Genomic DNA, 24,635 nt, shown 5'->3' with positions numbered 1-24,635 from the left:
GAATATACGTTATTTATTCTTACGCCTTTTTATTTACTTGGTTAAATACCTCATTAAATTAAACTTTACTATTGTGTAATGACTCACTTGGTGACTGTAAAATCTGACTGCCTGCTGCAACACTATGGGTAAGCCACACATTGCCGCCAATAATTGACCCTTTACCGATGGTGATACAGCCTAAAATTGTTGCACCTGCATAAATCACCACATGGTCTTCCACGATCGGATGACGGGCATAATCTTTTTTCAGTGCACCATCTTCATTCAGTTCGAACCGTTTTGCACCGAGTGTCACTGCTTGATAGATACGCACATATTCACCAATCACTGAGGTTTCTCCAATCACCACACCTGTGCCGTGATCGATAAAGAAGCCTTTCCCAATTTGCGCACCCGGATGAATATCAATACCCGTTGCAGAATGAGCCAATTCAGAAATAATCCGTGAGAGCAGCGGTACACTGTGATAGAGCTGATGTGCTACCCGATGATGAATAATCGCTAAAATACCTGGATAGCAGAGGAGGACTTCATCGACGCTATGCGCTGCGGGATCACCTTCATATGCTGCACAGACATCGGCATCCAATAAGCGGCGAATGTCAGGCAAGGTATTGGCAAAATCCTGTACGATGGTTTGAGCCAAAGCGACTTGCTGTTCATACAGCAGACGTTCATTGCTTGAAACAGGGATCGGTTTGACTCGACTTTTGGCTTCGTAATTTAAAGCCAACTTGACCTGTGCAAACAGTTCATTCAAGACACGGTCAAGGGTATAGGCAATATAGTAATCCTCAGTTTCTTGGCGTAGATTGCTCGGCCCAAGTCGCATTGGAAATAAGATCCCACACAGATCATCTAAAATTGACTTCAGCGCATCCTTAGATGGCAATTCACGTCCACCAAATTCTTTGATGCGATGTTGACGCTCTCTCCATTCATGTCGTGCTTGTTGTAGGCCTTCGACGACAGGCTGTATTTTCCATTGACTCACGCGAGTTCCTTGCAAAACGAGATCTTAAATAAATCGTAAAATAATTGCTTAAAAAAGCAGCATTAGTCTTGTAACCAAGGTAACTGATGTGTACGCCAGCCATTGCTTTGATTACGTTGTTGTTGCTCGTTTAAATCACCTTCAAAGCCTTCTTGCACGTTATAAACTTGGGCAAAACCTGCACTAAATGCTGCTGCAGCTGCTAAAGCAGAGCGTTTACCACTACGGCAGAGCAGCAAAATGGTTTTGTCTTTGCCAACTTTGCTATCCAGTTCTTTTAGAAAGCGTGGGTTTCGGTTAAAAGATGTGCCCGTTGCCCATGCGACGTGGATACTTTCAGGGACATAGCCGACAAATTTGCGTTCTTCATTGGTACGTACATCGACCAATACCGCTAGGCCTTGTTCAACCAAATACCAAGCTTCAGGTGGGGGAACGCTGCCAGTGAAATCGAGTTCATTTTCTTCAGCATAATGTTGCGCACGCGCTAAGATATCTTGTGGATTTTTTGATAAACCGTGAATCGTAGATGTCGATTCTGCTAGATCAGTAGAATCAAATTGAGCATTCATTTTTATAACCTTTCATACATCAGCGGGATGATGTTTTTATCTTAGGACTGTTTTTATATTCAGGAAAATAAGCAAAATTTATTTATATATCTATTTTTGATAAATAATAGGTTTTTATTAACTTATTCGGAATATAGTTTGGAGCTATATTTTAAAATGAAAATGCTTATTTAATTTAAAGATGAAATTATCAGGATTAAATATTTTACTTTTCAATTAAACAGAGGGATAAATATTTAAAAGGCTTAGTTGGGAAATTAAATGAAACAACACTAAAAATAAACCAGTTGAATATAAAAACAGCAAAAATTGCCTAAGTCTTATTCTTATCTCATAAAGGAATAAGCAACTCACTTTTTCTTATTTTTAATCATAAAGCATGCCGCATACCATAAGCCTATATTGTTGAAAGATCATCTAATTATGGGCATCAAGAACTCAAAGCCGCTAATTGTTACAGCGATCGTCCTTGTGGCGATTGTTGCTTTTATTGTCTATCAAAATCAAAAAGATGCTGCACCTGTTCAGTCTAAAAACAACAAGGCTGTGGTAATTGCCTATCAGACTGGTGTGGATCCAACCAAGGTTGCACAAGCCAATGGTGATTATGAACGTGATAGTAATCAAGCAATTCAATGGCGCAAATTTGATGCAGGTTCAGATGTGGTTAATGCATTGGCTTCGGGTGATGTGGTGATCGGCAATATCGGTTCTAGTCCTCTAGCTGCTGCTGCAAGCCGTGATTTACCGATTGAAGTCTTTCTGGTGACGGCTAAATTAGGCGGTTCAGAGGCATTGGTGGTGAGTAACAAATCAGGCATTCAAAAACCTCAAGATTTGATTGGCAAAACCATTGCCGTACCATTCGTCTCAACCACGCATTACAGCTTATTGTCAGCGCTCAAGCATTGGAATATTGCGGATAATCAAGTCAAGATTATTAACTTACGTCCACCAGAAATCACAGCAGCTTGGGAGCGTGGTGATATCGATGCAACTTATGTTTGGGAACCTGCATTAAGTAAAGTCAAAGCCAGTGGTCATGTATTAACAGACTCGAAACAAGTCGGCGAGTGGGGTGCACCAACCTATGATTTATGGGTGGTTCGTAAAGATTTCGCTGAAAAAAATCCAGAGTTCTTAAAAGCATTCGTAAAAACCAGCTTGAAACAAGTTGAAGCGTATCAGCAGGATCCAAAAGCATTTGAACAAAATGCGGACAATATCCAGAAAATTGCTCAGCTGACAGGCTCTGATGTGAAAGATATTCCTTTACTGTTGTCAGGCAATATTTATCTGAATGGTCAGCAACAACAAGCAACTTTAGCGGGTGAGTTTGCCAACAATATTTTCGATACAGCAACCTTCCTCAAAAGCCAAGGCAAGGTAGATCAAGTAAAACCTGATTATCAAGGTAATGTCACCACCCAATTCTTACAGCCATAGGAGATCTAAATGAGCGTATTAGCTGCCGAGCATCTTCATTTAACCTTTCCAAAACAGACCGTGCCTGTATTACAAGATATCAATCTGAAGATTGAAGAAGGCACTTTGACTGTGATTTTGGGTGAGTCTGGTTGTGGTAAAACAACATTACTGAATATTTTGGCGGGTTTTCAAAAGCCAAGTTCCGGGCAGATTACACTGGATCATGAAGTTGTCACTGCACCAGATGCACGTCGTGCGGTGGTGTTTCAGGATCATGCGCTATTACCTTGGTTAAATGTCTCTGAAAATATCGGTTTTGCTTTGCAGCTCAAAGGTTTAAAAGAGCAAGAAATTCAACAGCAAGTCGATGCAATTCTTAAAATTGTCGGCTTGAGTCATGTGGCTAAAGCCAATATTTGGGAGTTGTCAGGTGGCATGAAACAACGGGTTGGGATTGCTCGTGCTTTGATCAGCCATGCTGCATTCATTTTACTGGATGAGCCTTTTGCTGCGCTTGATGCTTTTACTCGTGAAACCATGCAGCAGTTGGTGCTGGACTTATGGATTGAACAAAATAAATCCTTCTTCCTGATCACACATGACATTGAAGAAGCACTATTGCTGAGTAATCAATTGGTGTTGATGACGGCTCGTCCAGGTAAGATTGTCGAAACTTTAAAACTGGATTTTGCAGAGCGTTATAAGCAAGGCGAATCGATTCGTGCGATTAAATCGGATCCAAAATTTATTCAATTACGTGAGCAATTGTTTGAACGCCTACGTGTGCAGAAACAAGCAGGGCATGAGGTGGCTGTATGACGGGGCAAGCAAAAAATACAGCCTATGAGGTGAGCAAGGCCGAGGAACTGCAATCGACGAATCAAGCACAGTCAGGTTCGGTTTTTAGTGCAATTGGCGCCTTTTTTACTCGCCATCGCAGTTTAGCGCTCAGTCTTTCCAGTGTCTTGAGCGTACTGGTGATTTGGTATTTGATCACTGCATTAAAAATTGTCCCAAGCCTGTTTTTGCCGAGTCCACAAGCAGTATGGCAGAAGTTCCTTGAAGTCAGTCAGCAAGGTTTTATGAAAGCCACCTTATGGCAGCATCTGGCCGCGAGTATTTCTCGTGTCCTATTGGCCTTGGTTGCTGCGATTGCGATTGGTGTGCCTTTAGGTTTATGGATGGGACTGAATAAATGGGTGCGCGCAGTGCTTGATCCATTGGTTGAGTTATTGCGTCCGATTCCACCTTTGGCTTATTTGCCACTATTGGTGATCTGGTTTGGGATTGGTGAAACCACCAAAGTACTTTTGATTTTCTTTTCGATCCTTGCACCTGTGATTATCAGTAGTACCCATGGTGTGCTGAGCCATCAGCTCAATCGTGAACGTGCTGCTTTATCTTTAGGAGCAAGCCAATCACAAGTGTTTTGGCATGTGATTCTGCCGACGGCCTTACCGCATATTTTAACGGGTGTTCGTATTGGTTTAGGTGTGGGCTGGTCGACTCTAGTGGCTTCGGAATTAGTCGCAGCAGATCGCGGTATCGGTTTTATGGTGCAGTCTGCGGCACAGTTCCTGATCACCGATACAGTAGTTCTGGGCATTATTGTGATTGCGATTGTCGCCGTTAGTTTTGAATTGTTTTTGCGTTGGTTACAGAAGCAATTATCTCCTTGGTATGGCCAACAGTTATAAGTGTGAGTAGTAGAAGATGACCTTAAATATTGAAGTTATTAAACCAACAATCGGTGCAATTATTCACGATGTTGACTTAAACACGGCTGATGAAAATACGACGCAACAAATTCAACAGGCTTTGCTGGATCATCATGTGATTTTCTTCCGCAACCAGCAGCTTGCACCTCAGGCACAAGCTGAGCTTGCGCGTGGTTTTGGTTCTTTGCACATCCATCCGATCTATCCATCTATTGATAATGTGCCTGAAATCATTGTACTGGATAGCTGGAAACAAGACTTACGTGACAATGAACTATGGCACACCGATGTGACTTTCAGTCAGAAACCGCCATTGGGTTGTGTATTGCAAGCCATCAAGATTCCACCTGTCGGTGGTGATACACTTTGGTCAAGCGGGGCAGCTGCATTTGCTGCCTTGGATCAAGGTTTACAGCAAAAGTTAAAAGGCTTAACCGCAACGCATGATATTCGTCAGTCTTTCCCGATTGAGCGTTTCGCGCATAATGATGTTGAGCGTAAAAAACTGGAAGAAACCTTTAAGCGTAATCCACCTGTTGTTCATCCTGTGGTGAGAACGCATCCGGTAACGGGTCAGCCGATTTTGTTCGTGAGTGAAGGGTTTACTACGCGTATTAATGAACTGGATGAAACTGAAAGCGCTGAATTGCTACAGTATTTATTTGCGCATGCCACCAATGAGCAGTTCCATTTGCGTTGGCAGTGGCAGGCAGGTGATGTAGCAATTTGGGATAATCGTTGTACACAGCATAAGGCTTTATTTGATTATGGTGAGGCGCATCGGATTATGCATCGTGCCACGATTAATGGTGATGTACCGTTTTATCAAGCAGCGAGTTAAAATTTAGTTTTAATTTTTTGCTTCGGTGGAATCTTATAGAGATCTCATCTTATTCTTGGATAAGCCTTCAGCTGGAGTTACTTTTGTTTCGGCAAAAGTAACCAAAACCATTGTCATCCACAAAACCTGTCTTCTTCCGGTATCTCTTTAAATTAATCGCAGAAATAGCATCTGATTAATCTCACGCAGGTTGTGGATGACCTGTAGCACCAGTAATTCCTGAGATATGTTCATTTTATATGAGTAGGCATTACGAACTAATCATTTAAGTAAGGTGAGTCTCTTGTTTATAAATAGAAGGCGCTTGCCCTGTCCAGCGTTTAAAGGCACGTCGGAATTCACGTAATTCGCTAAAACCCAATTGCAGGCTAATCTCACTCATGGATAGGTTCTGTTCGAGGAGTTGCTTGGCTTTACGTTCTAAGACATTTTGCCGAATTTGTTGAAAACTCAGACCTTCCAATAATAATTGCCGTCTTAAATGGCGTTCGCTGATACCTAAATGTTCAGCAGCTTGCTGCATCTCAAAACGTTCAGGTAAATGCTGTTCAATCAAATGATCGAGTAGATGCACATAACCCACTTGGTTGAGCTGGTCTATTTCTTTTAGGGCTTGTTCACAGATGTGTAGTGCAGTTGCATAGTTGGCTGGACTATAATTTTTTAAGCTGCGCTGCAACAGGCTATTGCTAAAACGCATGATATTTTTATCACAGTTAAATTGAATTGGGCAGCCAAAGAGTTCGTTATATTGTTGTTGATATTCGTGTGGTAAATAGCTGAGCTCAAGACTGATCACATCATCATGATCGCCCAACATGGCGTTTAAACAGGTGATGATGCTGCTAAATAATTCATCATAAAAAAAGGCTTTCAGTTCATTGCAGGGATAGGGTTCAGTGACTTCCAATTCACAAAGATCAGCGTGGATGGAAAAGTCGATATTCAAGACACTGCCAGAAATCCGATGGTAGCGCAGTGCAATGTCTAGAGCATCTGCAACTGTTTTACACGATTGCATGGCAAAACCCAAAATCCCCATCGAAATCAGACCTTCGCTACTGCCAAGCTTTAAGCCTAAGTTCGGTTGTTGATAGGTGGCCATGGCTTGACCAACCACATCACAGAGTTGGCTAAAACGAACCACAGCTTGGGTTTGCTGTATTTGTGCAATGTCTAAACCTGAATTCTGAAACCATGCAGCATAATCCCACTGTTGCTGCTCTGCATAATGGATCAGGCTCGCCAGAATGGTGGGTGGAATAAATTGCTGTTGATCATTTTTAGCGCTGCTACGTATAGGCATAAGTCCGTTTTGCCCCCCAAAGAAAAGTGTCTTTAACCCTGTTGGGTATCGCATAATTTTGATTAACTTTCAACATGCTTTAACACAGTTAGAAAAAGAATTGAAAGGAAATCGTGATGTATCAGGTGGGTTGGGACAAGCAGCAAATCAAAATTACACCGAAAGGCTATGCCATGTTTGGTTATGGGCAATGGTCACATCGGGCCTATGAACAGCGCACAGCTTTATTTGCACGTAGCGTGAGTATTGTCGATCAACAACATAACCGATTACTCATCTGTTGTTTGGACGTAGGTTGTATTACCCATGCCATACGCAGCCAAACAGTAGTGCAACTCACACAAATTCTAGATTCACAATTTGATGAAAATCAATTGGTCCTCATGGCAACCCATACTCACTCAGGACCTGGCGGTTGTGGCTATGAAGCTTTATACAATATGCCGACCCCTGGTTTTGTACCTGAACATTTAAAGGCAATAGTAGAGGCGATTGTACAGAGTATTCAAAATGCGATTGCATCTGAACAGGACACCGAGATTTTTATCAGTACACAGCATTTTCCAGAACAGACGCCTGTCGCATGGAATCGTTCAATCAACGCCTATAATCGGAATCCAGAGGTTTTGCCGCGTACCGAAGCTGAAACGCATTTAGCCTTGAACCGAGAAATGCAGTTGATCGGTTTCTATCGTGAGCAAAAACTACAGTCCTTTATTTCCTTATTTGGGGTACATGCAACCTGTTTGGGAAATTCTTTAAACGCTTATGATGGTGATAATAAAGGCTACGCAGCCACATTCTCTGAGCAGGTTTTAACTGAGCAAGGGGTTCAAAATCCAGTCACGATTTTTGCTCAAGCAACCGCAGGGGACGTATCACCGCATTTTCATGGCAAAGATCAGCTCAAGATTCGCAATAAGATTAAAGGCGAGCAGGAATATCAATACGCACAACAAAATGGGCGTTATCAAAGTGAACTGGCTTTCACGGCTTTACAGTCAAATATTCCTAAAAATTTACATAAAGTCGAAGGCAAGATCGATGCTGTTTTGTCCTATGTCGATCTGAGTAATATTGAGATTCCAGATGAGTTTGCAGCGGGTCAAAAGCATGCAAAGACCAGTCAGCCTTGTCATGGCACCGCATTTTTTGCAGGCACACCTGTCGATGGTTTAGGTGCACCCAAACCCTTAATTATGGGGATGCAATTTTTAGCGGATCAACTTCGCAAACAAAAAACCAAGCATCCCAAAGCTGCTGATTTTGCACACTATCAACAGTTATATGCCTCTCAAGGGCCGAAACAGATATTACTGGAAGCGGGTGCCAAAAAGATTTTAGGACAGCCGATTGGTTTTCCACCGAGTATTCTTGATCCGTTGATTGCAGAAATGAACCGACAAGTGAAAGCGGGGGCGATTCAGCACAGTCCTTTAGTTCCAAGCGTTGTTCCGTTACAGATTGTGCGATTAGGTCAATTGGCTTTGATTTGCTGTCCAGGAGAATTTACCACCATCGCAGGGCGACGAGTGGTCGGCACTGTTAAACAGACACTTGCCGCGCAGGCTTCGATTGAAAGTGTTTGGTTTGCATCCTACTGCAATGATTATATGGGTTATGTCACGACCTATGAAGAATATCAAGCGCAAGCCTATGAAGGTGGGCATACCTTATTCGGGCAATGGACATTGGCAGCCTGCCAGAGCAAGTTCAAAGATCTAACAGAACAATTGTTATTAGAAAAAAATAAACGTCATTACGATGAAATGACACGACCACAACCGATTCCAGCACAGGAACTCGCAAAACGCAGCAACCATGGCAATGTAAAAACTGCCGTTAGCCAAGGAGAGGCAGTATGAGTGATTTAACACAAGGCATTTGGTCGAACTGGTCTGGCTTTCAAAAAGCCAAGCCGCAGCAGATTTTACAACCAGCCAACGTGCAAGAACTACAGTCCATTGTTAAAGCGCAACAAAAAATAAGGGTAGTCGGTGCAGGACATTCATTTACGCCCTTAGTCTGTACTGATGCAACCTTGTTGTCTTTGGATCATATTGCAGGCATTGCATCGACAGATCTTGAACGATGTCAGAGCAGTATTTATGCGGGTACACGTTTATATGATTTAGATCAGCATCTGCAACAGCAATCCATCAATCAGGCTTTGATGAATCAGGGCGATATTGATCAGCAAAGTCTTGCAGGGGCTGTCTCTACAGGCACACATGGGACAGGAGCAGATTTACATTGTATTTCAGCCTATGTTGAAGCTTTTGAGTTATTGACGGCTTCAGGTGAAATTCTAAAATGTAGTCGTACAGAGCATCCTGAAATCTTTACCGCAGGACGGGTTTCTCTGGGCAGTTTGGGAATCTTGACTAAGATCACCATGCAGAATCGCCCGCGCTATAAACTCAAAGAACATATAGAACTTTGTCCAGTAGAAGACATGATGCAGCATATTCACCAATGGAAGCATCAGCATCGACATATCGAGTGCTTTGTATTTTCTCATGAAAAGCAGTTGATGCTGAAAACCTTGGATGAGACCGATGAAGCGATTTTGCCACGGAAGGAAAACTTTCCATCGGATGATACCTTGCTGACTTTATGTTCAGAACTGACCAAAAACTTTCCTTCGCTGAATCCTTATTTACAGAAACTATTAGGCATCTTTGTCAAACCGACCACCTATATCGATTGGTCGAGCAAGATATTTCCAACACCGCGTAATACCAAGTTCAATGAAATGGAGTATCAGATTCCTGTTGATCGTGGAATTGAGTGTTTGGATGAAATATTGCATGCCTTAAGAAAGTATAAAGTGGCCACCTTTTTTCCGCTCGAATTCCGCTTTGTGAAGGGTGATGATATTTGGCTTAGTCCGTTTTATCAGCAGGACTCGATTTCGATCTCGGTGCATCAATATCATAAGCAAGACCCGAAGTTGATTTTTGATGTGGTTGAGCCGATTTTGCAGAAATATCGAGGGCGTCCGCATTGGGGGAAAATGCATCATATGACCAGCACACAGCTTCGGGCTTTATATCCAAAGTGGGATGATTTTATGGCGTTGCGTCAGCAGCTTGACCCAAAAGCCAAGTTTTTAAATCCCTATCTGGAAAAGCTGTTTTTAGGTTAGTTTTAACTTGGGTTCGACTTAAATGTTTATTTAATTTATTGAGAAAGGTATAGCCATGTTGGATCATTATTTTAAACAACTCAATCTCGACCTAAAAAAGCAGGGGATTGCGACTCCGCAACTGATCATCGATGAAGCAGCGGTAAAACAAAATATCCAGCATGTTCAGATTCGTCTTGCTCATGCCAAACATTTAAAAGCACGCTTGGTGGTCAAGTCATTAGCAAGCCTAGACCTACTTAAGTTGTTATCTGAACAACTTAATACGCAACGCTTTATGGTATTTCATCAACCACATATTGTTTCGATCCTAGAAAATTTTGCTGAAGCGGATATTCTGTTGGGTAAACCAATGCCTGCTCAAGCAGTGCGTCATTTTTTTGATCAGTATGCAGAATGGTCGAATGCCAAAATTCAGTGGCTGATTGATACTAAGCAACGCTTACAGCAATATCTCGAGATTGCCCAGCTCTATTCTCTTTGCTTGGATGTGAATATTGAAATTGATGTCGGCTTACATCGTGGTGGGGTACAGTCGACACAGCAACTAACCGAAATCTTAAAGTTGATTCAACAGTATCCGCAGTATTTAAAACTTTCTGGTTTGATGGGCTATGATGCGCATGTCACTAAAATTCCAGCCATCATTAAAAAACCTGAATTGGCTTATCACAGTTCACAGCAGACCTATGCCCATTATCAACAATTGATTCAAAAGCAGTTTCCATCGCTGTGGAGTGATGCGCTGTGTTTTAATGGCGGTGGTAGCCCAACCTTTAGCTTTCATACCACTGAAAGTGTCTGCAATGATTTGTCCTTTGGTTCAATGCTCTTAAAACCAAGTGATTTTGACAGTGATTTTTTAAGGGCATTACAACCTGCGTTATGGATTGCTGCGCCTGTATTAAAAATACTGCCATTTACTCAGCTTCCTTCTATGTCTTTATTAGATAAATTGCCACATAAATGTAAGGCCCTGTTTATTTATGGTGGCTATTGGCTGGCTGATTATGTCTATCCTGATCAAGCACATACCCATGCATTGTACGGGCGTAGCAGTAATCAGGAATTGGTCAATGTACCGAAGGATTGTGATATTCAGGTCGATGATTTTGTATTTTTAAGGCCAACGCAGAGTGAAGCAATTATTCCTCAGTTTTCCAAGTTGAAGCTATATCGCAAACATGCTTTTGAGACATGGCAAACGTTTAGTGAATAACGGTATTTAGGATTACCAATATTTGATCTAAAAGTATGCCGTGTATGGTGAGCTTTAAAATAAATCACTCAAATGGCAGCTTTTGGCTTCAGTCAGATTTTCAATGGAATCGACCAATAGAATATTAATATCTTTTTCGCTTTTATACGCTGCGATCACTTCTGCATAAATCGGCTGTTTTAGTTTTGTGGCTTTGGAGAGAAAACCTGATACGGCCTTTTGCTTAGACCAGTCCGCATCTTTCAACACATATTCATTCTGCGCAATATCGCAGCGCGTTAAAATGGCTTTGTTATCCTGAATGGTTAGGGTGCCAATAAAAATATCCATGCTTTCTTTGGGATCAGGTGAATTGGCAAAAGTGGTAAACGGAAAAACGAAGCTAGATATAAATATTGAAAAGACAAGAGCGATTTTTTTCATTGGATTTTTCCTAGAGATGGCATTCATTATTAAAATAATGCTTTGATATTCTAAGCTAATCCGCTGATTGAATGCCAGAAAATAGCCAAGTAGGAGCAACACCAGAAGCAGATCTGTTCCTACTTAGCATGATGAGTTTTTTGTGACTAAAAACGATAGCCTATTTTTAAGCCATAAGCGATCGCGCTGTTATCTTTAAAATCGGCTTGTTCAGCAATAGGTTTGATCCCCGGCACAGGAATGTAATAGGTGCCGTCTTCGGCAACCACATCACCTAACCAGAAGTATTTAACTCCTGCCGCAATAAAGTAGTTCGGGGCCGGATTAAACTGAGCGCCTAGACCAATCCCCCAAGACCCTTTGGTAGGATTTAATGTAGATGCAGGATCGCCTGTACCTGAATCCCAACTGACTTCCGTCGATGCACTCCATTTTTCAGTAAACTGATGTCCAAGTCCGACATTGACTGTCCATTGATCCTTTTGGTAGCTGTCTAAATCAAAACCACCTGTATATGCACCATCACTGATTACGCCAGTGAGATATTCCGTCACTGCACCAAATTGAGTAGGGCGGATATGAAAATCTTTCCAGTTGACCCAACGTAGATTGGTATAGAGCAGGGTATCTTTATACACACCTGTTTGAAAATCAACATTCACCGATTGTGGTGTCGAAATTTTGGTTTTACTTGGCGTAGTCACTTCTAAAGGCTGACCGAACATGGTCTCAGTCACTTGCATATCGTGGTCGATCTTGGAGCGATAGGTCAGCGCAGCTTTTAAGGCAATCTCTGGGATTTGATAACTCAGGCCTGCCAGCCAACCGACTGCATGATCCTGTTTAAATTTGGCATCATAGCCATTAAAGGCTTCACTGTATGAATTACCACGCAGCGCGACATCACCTTTGACTGATTGATAGACAGCGCCGCCATAGAGTTGAACATTGCTAAAAGGACTGACACCCAAAATCATGCTAATGCTTTCAGTATCAACATTGACCGATGTACCTTGCTGGGTAAATTCATTGTCCGAGAAGGTGTTATTCGATTGCATCGGATAGCGAATATCGGCACCAAAAGGCTGATCATAGAGTAGACCAAAGCTGATTCGATCAGTCAGTTGAAGTTTGAGCGCGGCACTATAATATTGAAAGCTATTGCCCATATTGCCTGAGTTAAGATTCTGTGGATCATTGACCAGTCCAGGATGATTACGGATTTTCCCCGAAATGTCAGCATCAACGGCTGTGGCATTGACTTCAACATAGTTACCATTTTCCAGAAAAGGAAGAATGGATTGTCCTGATTGGTCCAGTGCTGCTGCGTGATTCAATGTACTGATACATATCCCACAGAGGCCAATCACCATTGGATTGAGTTTCATATTGATCATCCTTGTAAAACCGTGTCTTATTCTTAAACGTGCTGTTTTTATTGACGGTCATTTTTTCTGGCGATAGTCAGCTGATTCAACTCACTATTTTGACTTGAAAATAAATGCCCAACTGCTAGTGAAGCATCTTTTTAAATCGCAGAACAGGGTTGTAAATGATCAATATGGGGGGCGAATCGGTCAGATCGAGGTATTCTAGAAAATAAAAAAACCTTGTATCGAGACACAAGGTTTTTTCAATTAAAGCAAACTGTTATTGCTTCACAATCAGCACTGGAATATGTGATTCTGTTAAAACGGCACGCGCCACACTACCTAGCAATAAACGTTTGACGCCTGTGCGGCCATGTGAACCCATCACAATCAGGTCTGCACCAACTTCATCGGCAACAAAGATAATGCCTTCACTGGCTACGCCATGATGAATTTTGGTTGTCACCTGAATACCATCACGTACAAAAGATTGGGCAATATCTTGAAGCTGTGTTTTGGCATGTGCTTCGGCCTGCATAAAATGATCAGTAATCGCAGGGGCAACTTGATAAAAATCCACGCCAACAAATGGATCAACTGCAACCACACTTAAAATGGTGACTTTTGCCCCTGATAATTTTGCTAGAGAAAGCGCATGTTCGACTGCAGCATAAGAGATTGGAGAGTCATCAACAGGGACTAAAATATTTTGATAAGACATGTTTACTCCTTATAGTTTATCGTTGTAAAAAAATATAAAGCATAATAAGTTGATAACATATTGAGATGGGTCTAGCAAATCAGCAGCAGCACAAAATATATGATAAAGCTGAAAATAATGTAGAAAAACAGCACATTCCCTAGCAAAATAGAGGCATAAGAAAATCACTGTATTTTTGTAATTCAGCTTAAGATTAACTTTAGATCGAAGCACAAAATTTAAGCTGCATTTAAATGAATAAGGAATATTTGTGTTACTGAGTTTAGAGGCGTTTAAACAAAAAAAATTTGATCAAATGGCGGCTAAAATTATGGCCGATCCAGAGCATTACCTAATTTTTGATTCAGTTTCAGACTTTTATAAAGCGGCTTGGTTAGATGAATTTCCGCAAGGGACGACGTGGTCAGCCACAGGTTTGGATGATGGTGCTGAGCAGTTTTATGCGGTGATTGAATATGGGGATCATTATCTGTATATCAGTCGTATGGAACGGGTCACGGTCAAATTAGGCATACGGCATCATTACAATAGAAATAACTAATCCGAGCAGTCATCCATTTTTGTCTGATCAGATTTAGAGATGCAAATGAGAATGCTATACTTTTGCGCAATGATGAAATCCTAATAAACGAAATGGACATTTAAAAATGGCACATCAATTTACGGTTAATGAAACAATTCATGGTGTTTCAATTGAGGACTTTTCAAGACTGGTCGCGGATACTTCATTGCATGAAGCAGTGTGTAAGCGTATTCCGGGTGAAAATTTGGAAATTATCGAATCGAATATTCAGGGTGATATTTATACACTACGCCGTGAATATAATCTGGATGTCAATATTCCAGAGGTGGCGAAAAAATTATTAAAAAATGCTTTCCGTTTAAAACGTGCTGATATTACCCATTTGAAAAACTTAACCTCAACAGTTGAACTGGGCGCAAACCTGCCTTTGGAAGCGAAGGGTGAACGTAGTGTCACTGGTGACAGCGAAAAAGTGAATATCTCTTTAACGTGGACAGTGAAAGTTAAAGTGCCATTGATTGGCGGTATGTTAGAGAAACATGCGGAAGGTGAAATTCGTAAATTCAGCACGCTTGAAATCGAGATCGTAGCCGATGAATTAAAGAAACATCTTTAATTTTTGTAGAAAAGAAAGCTCTCCATTTGGGGAGTTTTTTGTTTTTAGAAGCGCAGAAAATAGGGGAGGATTGAAAGGATGATACCAATCACACTGATTATCGCCGTACTATCGATAAAATAGGTAAAGAGCATCAAGACTAAACCACAGACCAAAGGCACGGTCATTTTCTGCTTTTTTCCATACATGAAATAGCCTAAGCCAATTGAGCTAAAGATGACACCTAGAAACAGTTGAGTTGCATTCATGTGCTTTGCCATGCGTTATTTTTTTCGCGAATATATTATGACAAGATTCTTAAATGAAAATTATGGTAACGCGATAAAATATCCAATACGATAATATTCACTAATTGGTCAAAACAATGATAAGGGCGTGGGATGAGTGTAATTCTACCTGTAGCACAACGTGGTGAAGAAGTTTTAAAAATTAAAGCGGCAGCTGTCGCAAACGGGGAATTTAATAGTGAGTGGTTATTGCAATTGGCATCTGCCATGCATGCGACCATGTTGGAGCGCAATGGGGTTGGGATTGCAGCACCACAAGTTTATATTTCTAAACGCTTAATTATTGTGGCATCTCGTCCGAATCCACGTTATCCCGATGCACCTGAAATGGATGCCGTGGTCATGGTCAATCCAGAGATTTTGGCATTTTCTCAAGAGTCTTGCTTAGGTGAGGAAGGCTGTTTAAGTGTGCCAGATGAGCGTGGACAGGTCGAACGGGCGCAAGCGATAAAAGTACGTTACTACACCTTACAAGGTGAAGTGATTGAAACCGCTTTTGAGGGTTTCCCTGCACGAATTGTTCAGCATGAGGTGGATCATCTGGATGGAATATTATTTGTTGAACGTTTGAGTTAGTTGTGCATGTAAGCTCATAAAATCATTACAAAAGCTATAATTTTAATAGGATCAGTCCTCTGTACTATAAGCGCTTATCTAAATTAAAACTTGAAACATTTAAAGGCTAGATGACCATGAAAACTCCACTTCCTGATTATTTGGCGCATGTGATTGATGCCTGTGATATCGATAACAGTGGACATCTCGCTGATTATATTCCTGAGTTAGCCAACGCCAATCCCAACCGATTAGCGCTGGCCTTGTCAACTGTTGATGGTGAAATTTATTCCGTTGGGGATGATGAAATTGAATTCACCATTCAGTCGATGTCTAAACCGTTTACTTATGCCTATGTGCTGCAACAGCTTGGTATTGATGCGGTATTAGAAAAAGTCGGTGTTGAACCATCGGGCGAGGCGTTTAATGAAATTTCACTGGGTAAAGATCGCCGTCCTAAAAATCCGATGATTAATTCGGGTGCCATCACTACGCATTCATTGATTCCTGTCAAAGAAGACTTATCAGGCGTAGAAATTTTACGTCGATTTATGAGCGAGTTGGCAGGACGTGAACTGCAATTTGATGATGCTGTATATGAATCCGAGGTGAAAACGGCTTATCGCAATCTCTCAATTGGTTATATGTTACGTACGGTTGGGATTTTGGAAACTGATCCTGTTGATATTGTGAATGGCTATATTCGCCAGTGCGCGATCTTGGTGACGGTTAAAGATTTGGTGCGGATGGGCAGTGTTTTTGCCAATGGTGGGGTTGATCCTAAAACTGGAAAACGCTTATTGAATCGTGCTGTGGTACGTCAAGTTCTGAGCGTGATGATGAGCTGCGGTATGTACGATGCCGCGGGGGATTGGCTCACAACGGTTGGTATTCCTGCCAAAAGTGGTGTCGCTGGCGGAATCTTGGGCGTGTTACCCGGTCAGGTCAGCATAGCGGCTTTTTCTCCTCGACTCGATGAACATGGCAATAGTGTACGCGGCATAGATATCTTGGAGCGACTCTCTCGTGATATGGGCTTGCATTTGATGGAAGGCACACCTTCCGCACAAACCATTGTGCAGAGTCATTATCGCACTGGAAAAGATGCTTCTTTGAGTGTCTATGTACTTCGCGGTGTATTGAAATTTACTGAAGCGGAAATGTTGTTACGGACCTTGCAATGTGAGCCTGTCAATAAAAGTTCTATTGTGATTGATTTAACTCAGATTTCCTTGATTCATGATGTCGGGAAACGGATGTTTCTGGAAGGCATTGATCGTTTGATCGATGATGGGCACACTTTGCTTTTAGTTGACCCTGAGCAGCGTTTGGATCATGCGCGAACGCATAAAGATCGAGTCTTGCATGTTTATCAGAATCTTGAAGATTTGATTGAGAAACATAAAGAGCTGTAGGTGTAGAGAGCCTATATTGAAATGATATAGGTTCTAAATAGCATTTATAGATTGTGCTCAATATAGTCGGATGAATTTTATTTTATGGGGGGGAATTTAATTTAAATTGTATTTATAATGAGCCGATTAGTTTTTGAAGAATATCTAAAATGAAAAATAAAATATTGGGTTTTGTATTGACGTTTATGGCTTCACAGTCATTGTTTGCAGCCCCATTTGTTCAACCTGTTATTCAGGGTAAAACTTACAATAATTGGGAAGTACCAATACGCTCATTAGCTAAGCCGAAAAGCGTCATTAAAGGAAAACCAGATGAGTGTAATGGTGGCTATTTTCCTGATGAATATGATTATGGCAGTTTTAAACTTTTAGACACGGGTGTCATTAAAGAGGTTTATTTAAGTCAGAACAATGCGCTAGTGTTTCATGGACAAAAAATTCGTGGTGGGATAGATCAAAAGACTTTTATGCAACAATTTAAAAAATATGAATTGTGGATGGACGCTGAAAACAAGAATGTTGTTTATAGTGGGCTTGCCGAAAGTGGAAATGATTCAATAACGTTTGTCTTTAAAAATGGAAAACTTTTAAAATATAAATTGTTCTTTGATGATTGTTAGTTTTGACAAGAGTAAGTATAAAAATAAACCAGTCGCTGAAATATAGCAGTTTAGCCAATTTAAAATGTATTTTAGGGGCTGGAAAAGCAAGTTAGAGAGAGTTAAATTTTTTTTAAAATAAATTGATAAATATGGCCCCAAAAGATCATAAAAAGCCCTCCGCAACTCAACAATAAGAAGACAGCTATAGCTACATAGGAGACGTTGCTTTTAGCTTCATATAATTTCATGAGCTGGTGGTCTGCCAATGTATGTTGAAATTGCTTTTTATTTACAGCGTCGACCCAAGTCATATCTTTGATCATAAACCTATCGTTTATTTTTATAATATCTGCCGTTTTGATTTGATAGTTGAAAACTTGGTCTTGATCATGGCTGCAGATAGTTTCCAAATAATTTGAACAGTCAAAAAGATAAATTCTTTTTTGATTTTCAGTGATAAATATCGTATCTAACTTATTAAACTTTTTAATGCTGAATTCATAATTCATGCTTTTATCTGTTTCCAGATGCTGATAAGGCATTACTTTAATTATCTTCTTTGGTGTGAGAAGTTCATAAACACTTAAAGCTAATATAAGAAGAAGGAATGCTGTAAAGATTAAAGCAATGATTGTTGCTAAATTCCTTTTCTTTTTTTCATTTAATCTAAAACCTATAGTCATTTGAAATTTGATGCTGGTCAATTCTATTTATATTAAATTTTACTACAACTTTTTGAAATCTAGAAATTAAGCATTGATAGGATTAATTTCAAAAAATAGTTTTATTCGCGAGCAAGATCTATGTAGAAACGGATGTCTTTGGTAAACAATCTTTGCTTTTGGATCATATAAAAATCCCCTCAATTGAGGGGATTCTTTTGATCACTTACGCAATCGAATCATCTAAATTCGGCGCTAACCAACGCTTCGCTTCATCCAATGTCCAACCTTTACGCTTTGCATAATCCTCAAGCTGATCTTGAGAAATCTTGCCTACGTTGAAGTATTCACTTTCAGGATGAGAATAATAGAAACCACTCACAGAAGAAGGTGGCATCATCGCAAAGTGTTCAGTCAATTTGGTACCGATTTTCGCTTCTGAACCTAACCAATCAAATAACACAGCCTTTTCAGAATGCTCTGGGCAAGCAGGATAACCTGGTGCAGGACGAATACCGACATACTTCTCTTTGATTAATTCTTCATTACCCAAAGTTTCATCGGCTTTATAACCCCAGAATTCTTTACGGATACGCTCATGCAAATGCTCAGCAAAAGCTTCGGCAAAACGATCGGCCAAAGACTGAACCAAGATTGCTGAGTAATCATCGCCTTTAGCTTTATATTCATTTGCCAATTCTTCAGCACCAAAGATCGATACAGTGAAACCACCGAGATAATCGGTATTGTCTTTAGAAGTGCTAATAAAGTCCGCTAAAGATAAATTCGGTTTGCCTGTGACTTTGTCAGATTGCTGACGAATATGCTCAAAGGTATGCGTAACCTTTTGACCAGATTCATCAAACACACTCACGGTATCCGCACCGGTACGCTGTGCAGGGTATAAACCAAAAACAGCACGTGCATCAAAACGATTATTCTCGATAATGTCTTTTAGCATCGCTTGTGCTTGGTTATATAAATCAGTGGCTGCTTCACCGACCACTTCATCTGTTAGGATTTTCGGGAATTTACCCGCCAAGCTCCAAGAGATAAAGAATGGTGTCCAGTCAAAGTACTCAACCAAGGTCGCCAATGGATAATTGGTAATGACTTGCGTACCTAAACTATTTGGAATCGGTGGCACATAGTTATCATCCACCTTGAAACCATTTTCAATTGATTCGGCATAGCTGAGCTTGGCTGCTTTCGGTTGCTTATTGGCTAAACGCTCACGAATCTTGGCATATTCAGCACGATGTTCTGCAATAAAGTTGCCACGCATTTCTTTCGAGAGTAGGGTGGTTGCAACACCAACCGCACGGGAAGCATCAGCCACATAGATCACTGCATCATTTTGATACTGAGGATCAATCTTCACCGCAGTATGGGCTTTCGATGTGGTTGCACCACCAATTAACAGCGGAATGTCAAAGCCTTTACGTTGCATTTCTTTCGCAACAAACACCATTTCATCCAAAGATGGAGTGATCAAACCTGACAAACCGATGATGTCGCATTTCTCATCAATCGCAGTTTGCAGGATTTTTTCTGCTGGTACCATCACGCCAAGGTCAACGATGTCATAACCATTACAACCCAAGACCACGCCCACGATATTTTTACCAATATCGTGTACGTCACCTTTTACGGTCGCCATCAATACTTTACCTTTAGACTGGCTACCGGTTTTTTCAGCTTCGATGTATGGATTTAGCCAAGCTACAGCTTGTTTCATCACACGTGCAGATTTCACCACTTGTGGCAGGAACATTTTACCTGAACCAAATAGGTCACCGACCACGTTCATGCCATCCATCAATGCACCTTCAATTACATCGAGTGGACGCTTGGCTTTTAAACGTGCTTCTTCGGTATCTTCATCAATATAGGTAGTGATACCTTTAACTAAGGCATATTCGAGACGTTTTTCTACCGACTCGTTGCGCCATTCAAGGTTTTCAGCTTCACGTTGCGCGCCACTATGACCACGGAACTTCTCTGCCACTTCAAGCAGTTTTTCTGTGGCGTTTTGACCTGATTCACCTTGGTTTTGGTTCAGAACAACATCTTCAACCGCATCTTTTAGTTCTTTTGGAATATCGTCGTAAATCGCCATTTGACCAGCGTTCACGATCCCCATAGTCATGCCTTGTTTGATGGCATGGTAAAGGAATACTGAGTGAATCGCTTCACGGACAGGCTCATTACCACGGAAGGAGAAGGATACGTTAGAGACACCGCCTGAAATCATGGCATGTGGCAAGTTCTGTTTGATCCAGCCCGTAGCTTCAATAAAGTCGACGCCATAGTTGTTGTGTTCTTCGATCCCTGTTGCCACGGCAAATACGTTCGGGTCAAAAATAATATCTTCAGCAGGGAAGCCCACTTCATTGACTAAAACATCATAAGAACGTTTACAGATTTCACGTTTACGTGCAGCAGTATCGGCCTGACCTGTTTCATCAAAGGCCATCACAATAATCGCAGCACCGTACTGACGGCATAGGCGAGCTTTTTCAACAAACTCGTCATAACCCTCTTTCAATGAAATTGAGTTAACAACAGGTTTACCTTGTACACACTTTAAACCTGCTTCAATGATTTCCCATTTTGACGAGTCAATCATGATTGGCACACGAGAGATATCTGGCTCAGATGTCACTAGATTCAGGAAATGCACCATCGCATTTTGCGAATCCAGCATGCCTTCATCCATGTTGATATCGATGATCTGTGCACCCGCTTCAACCTGTTGCTGAGCTACTTCCAAAGCTTCGGCAAACTTTTCTTCACGGATAAGACGCAGGAATTTTTTTGAACCCGTGACGTTGGTACGTTCACCGACGTTAACGAATAGAGAGTTTTCATCAATGTTAAATGGTTCTAAACCACTTAAACGACAAGCAGGAACAGTTTCAGGTACTTGGCGTGGCTGAATATCTTTAACGGCATTATAAATGGCACGGATATGGTCAGGTGTGGTACCACAGCAACCACCGGTAATATTGATTAAACCACTTTCAGCAAATTCTTTAATGAAAGCTGCAGTTTGTTCAGGGGTTTCATCATATTCACCAAAGGCATTTGGTAAACCTGCGTTTGGATGGGCAGAAACATAGGTATCTGCAACATCCGCAATGGTTTTCACGTGTGGACGCATCGCGTCTGCACCCAAGGCACAGTTAAAACCGATTGAGAGTAAATCACCGTGACGCACCGAGTTCCAGAACGCTTCTGCAGTTTGGCCCGTTAAAGTACGACCAGACGCATCGGTAATGGTACCTGAAATCATCAATGGCAGCTCATGACCAATTTGCTTGAATACTTCTTTGACTGCGAAGATCGCAGCTTTACAGTTCAAAGTATCAAATACGGTTTCGATCAGGAGAATGTCTGCACCACCTTCAATCAAGGCGTGGGCAGCTTCAATATAATTTTCTTTTAATTCATCAAATGTAATATTACGGAATGCAGGGTCGTTCACATTCGGTGAAATCGAACAGGTACGTGAGGTAGGGCCAAGTACGCCTGCAACAAAACGCGGTTTCTCTGGGGTTGAATATTTTTCACATGCTGCTTTGGCTAAGCGCGCCGCTTCACGGTTAATCTCTGGAACAAGGTCTTCCATGTGATAATCCGACATTGAAACACGGGTGCCGTTAAAGCTGTTGGTTTCAATAATATCTGCGCCTGCATCCAAATAAGCTTCATGGATGCCTTGAATAATCTGTGGTTGGGTTAAAACCAATAAGTCATTATTGCCTTTAAGGTCTGATGCCCAATCTGCAAAACGTTCACCACGATAATCTTCTTCTTCTAGTTTATGGCGTTGAATCATGGTTCCCATTGCACCATCAATAATCAGGATGCGTTGGGTAAGAAGTGATTGTAGGGTGGTAAGCGTGGACATTCAGAAACCCCAGTTGATGATCAAGATAAAAAGCAGGGGCATTGTAACAGAAGCTAGGTCAAAGCGCGTATTTTCAGCAAGCTTGAACAGTGATTCATCGGGTCACTTAGAAAATGTCATAAAATGTTCATGAAGTTGTCACAATTGAATTGAATAATGCTTAAAAAGAAAACATCCAGTTCGAAATGTGACAGTCTAATGTCATATTTCGTAGCGTTTGTTGCAAAATCAGACAAACAGTTCTATCGCTGTTTTTAGTTTTATAATGCATTGTTTTTTATTGATTAAAGTAAATGTCGGAGCGGGTTTATCGCAAGAAAATACAAAAAAATGTGATGAAAACATGAAATTTTGGCTTTATGTGACAGTCCTTTGTCATATAATTGTCATAATTTAATTAAACAATACAGGGGATTTTATTATCCTCTAACCGTCTACATGAATTCTAATCTTCCTCCTGTTTCGGATTCACCGCTTGCCAGCTCTCAGGCAAAATCGACGAATGTACATGTACCAACACCGAAATTCTTTATGCCGGTGTTTTTGACAATTATTGTTGCAACACTGATTTATATCGGTTTTCAGCTCAGTGCTGATTTGGCACATGTACCGCCTTTAAGTTTATATTCAGTTATTCTTTTATCGACGGCACTTTTCATTGCTTTAGGCTTTGAATTTGTAAATGGTTTTCACGATACGGCGAATGCTGTAGCGACGGTTATTTATACCAATGCATTACCTGCTCCAGCAGCAGTGATGTGGGCTGGCTTCTGTAACTTCCTTGGGGTTATGGTGGCGAGTGGTGCGGTTGCATACGGTATTATTGCATTACTCCCTGTAGAAATGATCATGAATGTCGGCAGCGGCGCTGGCTTTGCGATGGTTTTTGCATTATTAATCGCGGCAATCCTATGGAATTTAGGAACGTGGTTTTTGGGGATTCCTGCATCAAGTTCACATACCTTAATCGGTTCGATTTTGGGTGTGGGCATCATGAACCATATTTTAAATGCGTCTGCTGGTGCGACCAGTAGTGGTATTGATATGGATCAGGTGATTAAAGTTGGTAAGGCATTATTATTCTCTCCATTAATTGGTTTTGCATTTGCAGCAATTCTATTCTTGTTGGTGAAGAAAGTATTTAAACGCCAAATGGAGCTGTTTCAGCCACCAGAAGGTAACAAGCCACCACCACCAGTGATTCGCGCAATTCTCATTTTTACTTGTACAGGTGTGAGTTTTGCACACGGTTCAAACGATGGTCAAAAAGGCATGGGTTTAATCATGTTGATCTTGATCGGGTTAGTTCCATTGGCTTATTCATTGAACAAAAATTTAGACGCGCAGCATTTACAGTCTTTTGAACAGCTTTCTTCAAAAACAGCAACTGTTTTAAACGTTAATCAAAACGAGCTGACAGATGAGAAAGCGCGTGAAGTATTAACTAAATATATCCAAACCAAAGAACAAACTGCTGAAGTTGTGCCTGCGCTAGCAAGTATGACAGAACACTTGGGTACACGTGTTGCTGGCTATGGCGATCTTAAGGCAATTCCTGAGGCTGCTGTTAGCGAAATCCGCAATGACATGTATTTAAGCACCACAACGTTTAAGCGTTTAGATAAAGCTGAAGCTTTGCCAGAAATGGATAAAGACCAAGCTAAAGTTGTGAAAGAATACCGTAGTAGCCTGGATTCATTCCTTCAATACATTCCAAACTGGGTGAAAGTTGCAGTTGCACTGGCGCTTGGTCTAGGTACCATGGTGGGCTGGAAGCGTATTGTTGTGACTGTTGGTGAGCGTATTGGTAAGAACCATATGACTTATGGTCAGGGCATGTCTGCTGAGCTTGTGGCGATGAGTACCATTGCTGCGGCAGATGGCTTGGGTATGCCAGTATCAACCACACACGTGTTAAACAGTGCGGTTGCAGGTACCATGGTTGCCAATAAATCAGGTTTAAACTTCGCAACAGTTAGAACGATTCTTTCTGCGTGGATCTTTACTTTGCCTGCAACGATTGCCTTATCTGGCGGTTTATACTGGTTGTTCTTGCAGTTCGTTTCATAATTTTGAATTCTTAAGTTTAAGATAGAATTTAAAGGCTTTGCTTCGGCAAAGCTTTTTTATGTCTATTACTTTCGTTTTCTTCAAGATTGTCTGATTTTAGGTGTGAGTTGTCTTTTTAAAGTGGGTCAGCATACTCCTGTTAATTTATGATGCCCTGAATGGCTGAATGGCTGAATGGCTGAATGGCTGAATGGCTGAATGGCTGAATGGCTGAATGGCTGAATGGCTGAATGGCTGAATGGCTGAATG

22 protein-coding genes are annotated in these 24,635 nt (G+C 41.2%); 13 read left to right on the top strand and 9 right to left on the bottom strand.

What is annotated here, in order from left to right; translation table 11 throughout:
• Positions 1–58 precede the first annotated feature (58 nt).
• Both epsC and F902_RS16185 read right to left on the bottom strand, forming a co-directional pair.
• A complete protein-coding gene (gene epsC, locus F902_RS16190) occupies positions 59–997 on the bottom strand; it encodes a serine O-acetyltransferase EpsC (protein WP_005205086.1) in 939 nt (312 codons plus the stop codon).
• Between the two features lie 62 nt (positions 998–1,059).
• On the bottom strand, positions 1,060–1,569 hold the full coding sequence (locus F902_RS16185; protein ID WP_005205084.1) for a rhodanese-like domain-containing protein: 510 nt from the start codon (positions 1,567–1,569) through the stop codon (positions 1,060–1,062).
• Between the two features lie 405 nt (positions 1,570–1,974).
• Between F902_RS16185 and tauA the strand changes: the two genes are divergently transcribed.
• From tauA to tauD, 4 genes are read left to right on the top strand one after another with little or no spacing between them, the layout of a single operon-like run.
• Positions 1,975–3,015: a taurine ABC transporter substrate-binding protein gene (gene tauA, locus F902_RS16180; RefSeq protein WP_171061063.1), complete on the top strand. Its 1,041-nt coding sequence runs from the start codon at positions 1,975–1,977 to the stop codon at positions 3,013–3,015.
• Between the two features lie 9 nt (positions 3,016–3,024).
• Complete coding sequence (locus F902_RS16175) at positions 3,025–3,816, top strand: taurine ABC transporter ATP-binding protein (protein ID WP_005205081.1); 792 nt, start codon at positions 3,025–3,027, stop codon at positions 3,814–3,816.
• Entirely contained in the window at positions 3,813–4,694 is an 882-nt protein-coding gene (tauC, locus tag F902_RS16170) for a taurine ABC transporter permease TauC (protein ID WP_005205080.1), read from the top strand. The genes F902_RS16175 and tauC overlap by 4 nt, the downstream gene beginning before the upstream one ends.
• A 16-nt stretch (positions 4,695–4,710) precedes the next feature.
• Entirely contained in the window at positions 4,711–5,556 is an 846-nt protein-coding gene (gene tauD / locus F902_RS16165; protein WP_005205078.1) for a taurine dioxygenase, read from the top strand.
• Positions 5,557–5,821: 265 nt separating this feature from the next.
• Here tauD and F902_RS16160 read toward each other — a convergent pair whose 3' ends face one another.
• Complete coding sequence (locus F902_RS16160; RefSeq protein WP_005205077.1) at positions 5,822–6,916, bottom strand: AraC family transcriptional regulator; 1,095 nt, start codon at positions 6,914–6,916, stop codon at positions 5,822–5,824.
• A 62-nt stretch (positions 6,917–6,978) separates the two neighbouring features.
• Here F902_RS16160 and F902_RS16155 point away from each other — a divergent pair, with 62 nt between their 5' ends.
• Genes F902_RS16155 through F902_RS16145 form a run of 3 tightly spaced genes read left to right on the top strand, consistent with a single transcriptional unit; the run spans position 6,979 to position 11,229 of the window.
• The gene (locus F902_RS16155; protein ID WP_005205076.1) at positions 6,979–8,727 is read left to right on the top strand and encodes a neutral/alkaline non-lysosomal ceramidase N-terminal domain-containing protein; all 1,749 of its coding nucleotides are present in this window, start codon (positions 6,979–6,981) and stop codon (positions 8,725–8,727) included.
• Complete coding sequence (locus F902_RS16150; RefSeq protein WP_005205075.1) at positions 8,724–10,010, top strand: D-arabinono-1,4-lactone oxidase; 1,287 nt, start codon at positions 8,724–8,726, stop codon at positions 10,008–10,010. The genes F902_RS16155 and F902_RS16150 overlap by 4 nt, the downstream gene beginning before the upstream one ends.
• 55 nt (positions 10,011–10,065) lie before the next feature.
• Complete coding sequence (locus tag F902_RS16145; RefSeq protein ID WP_005205074.1) at positions 10,066–11,229, top strand: alanine racemase; 1,164 nt, start codon at positions 10,066–10,068, stop codon at positions 11,227–11,229.
• 54 nt (positions 11,230–11,283) lie between these two features.
• Here F902_RS16145 and F902_RS16140 read toward each other — a convergent pair whose 3' ends face one another.
• The 3 genes from F902_RS16140 to F902_RS16130 all read right to left on the bottom strand — a co-directional run bounded on the left by F902_RS16140 (position 11,284) and on the right by F902_RS16130 (position 13,743).
• Positions 11,284–11,652, bottom strand: coding sequence for a hypothetical protein (locus tag F902_RS16140; protein ID WP_005205073.1), 369 nt, complete (start codon positions 11,650–11,652; stop codon positions 11,284–11,286).
• A gap of 146 nt (positions 11,653–11,798) precedes the next feature.
• Positions 11,799–13,040, bottom strand: coding sequence for an OmpP1/FadL family transporter (locus tag F902_RS16135; protein ID WP_005205072.1), 1,242 nt, complete (start codon positions 13,038–13,040; stop codon positions 11,799–11,801).
• Between the two features lie 262 nt (positions 13,041–13,302).
• Positions 13,303–13,743 carry a universal stress protein gene (locus F902_RS16130; RefSeq protein ID WP_004805552.1) on the bottom strand — a complete coding sequence of 147 codons (441 nt, stop codon included), beginning with the start codon at positions 13,741–13,743 and terminating at the stop codon, positions 13,303–13,305.
• A gap of 250 nt (positions 13,744–13,993) precedes the next feature.
• Here F902_RS16130 and F902_RS16125 point away from each other — a divergent pair, with 250 nt between their 5' ends.
• Complete coding sequence (locus tag F902_RS16125) at positions 13,994–14,284, top strand: hypothetical protein (RefSeq protein WP_005205071.1); 291 nt, start codon at positions 13,994–13,996, stop codon at positions 14,282–14,284.
• A gap of 106 nt (positions 14,285–14,390) precedes the next feature.
• Entirely contained in the window at positions 14,391–14,882 is a 492-nt protein-coding gene (locus F902_RS16120) for a DUF2505 family protein (protein WP_004654699.1), read from the top strand.
• Positions 14,883–14,926: 44 nt separating this feature from the next.
• On the opposite strand, the gene F902_RS16115 is transcribed toward F902_RS16120, so the two are convergent.
• The gene (locus F902_RS16115; RefSeq protein WP_017401986.1) at positions 14,927–15,130 is read right to left on the bottom strand and encodes a hypothetical protein; all 204 of its coding nucleotides are present in this window, start codon (positions 15,128–15,130) and stop codon (positions 14,927–14,929) included.
• 132 nt (positions 15,131–15,262) lie between these two features.
• Here F902_RS16115 and def point away from each other — a divergent pair, with 132 nt between their 5' ends.
• The 3 genes from def (at position 15,263) to F902_RS16100 (ending at position 17,759) form a co-directional block, all read left to right on the top strand.
• Entirely contained in the window at positions 15,263–15,745 is a 483-nt protein-coding gene (gene def / locus F902_RS16110) for a peptide deformylase (protein ID WP_004805557.1), read from the top strand.
• Positions 15,746–15,861: 116 nt separating this feature from the next.
• The gene (locus F902_RS16105; RefSeq protein ID WP_005205067.1) at positions 15,862–17,139 is read left to right on the top strand and encodes a glutaminase; all 1,278 of its coding nucleotides are present in this window, start codon (positions 15,862–15,864) and stop codon (positions 17,137–17,139) included.
• A 149-nt stretch (positions 17,140–17,288) separates the two neighbouring features.
• Positions 17,289–17,759, top strand: a complete 471-nt coding sequence (locus F902_RS16100) for a hypothetical protein (RefSeq protein ID WP_005205065.1) — start codon at positions 17,289–17,291, stop codon at positions 17,757–17,759.
• Between the two features lie 101 nt (positions 17,760–17,860).
• Here F902_RS16100 and F902_RS16095 read toward each other — a convergent pair whose 3' ends face one another.
• Together F902_RS16095 and metH are read right to left on the bottom strand one after the other, a co-directional pair.
• The gene (locus tag F902_RS16095; protein WP_005205063.1) at positions 17,861–18,424 is read right to left on the bottom strand and encodes a hypothetical protein; all 564 of its coding nucleotides are present in this window, start codon (positions 18,422–18,424) and stop codon (positions 17,861–17,863) included.
• Positions 18,425–18,629: 205 nt separating this feature from the next.
• On the bottom strand, positions 18,630–22,316 hold the full coding sequence (gene metH, locus F902_RS16090; RefSeq protein WP_005205061.1) for a methionine synthase: 3,687 nt from the start codon (positions 22,314–22,316) through the stop codon (positions 18,630–18,632).
• A 438-nt stretch (positions 22,317–22,754) separates the two neighbouring features.
• Between metH and F902_RS16085 the strand changes: the two genes are divergently transcribed.
• Positions 22,755–24,386 (top strand): inorganic phosphate transporter, encoded by a 1,632-nt coding sequence (locus F902_RS16085; protein ID WP_005205058.1) that lies wholly within the window; start codon positions 22,755–22,757, stop codon positions 24,384–24,386.
• The last annotated feature ends 249 nt before the right edge of the window (positions 24,387–24,635 follow it).

Source organism: Acinetobacter higginsii (assembly GCF_000369525.1).
GTDB classification, from domain to species: domain Bacteria; phylum Pseudomonadota; class Gammaproteobacteria; order Pseudomonadales; family Moraxellaceae; genus Acinetobacter; species Acinetobacter higginsii.
Note: the sequence above shows the minus strand (reverse complement) of the source record. Positions and strands in the feature narration are given on the sequence as shown.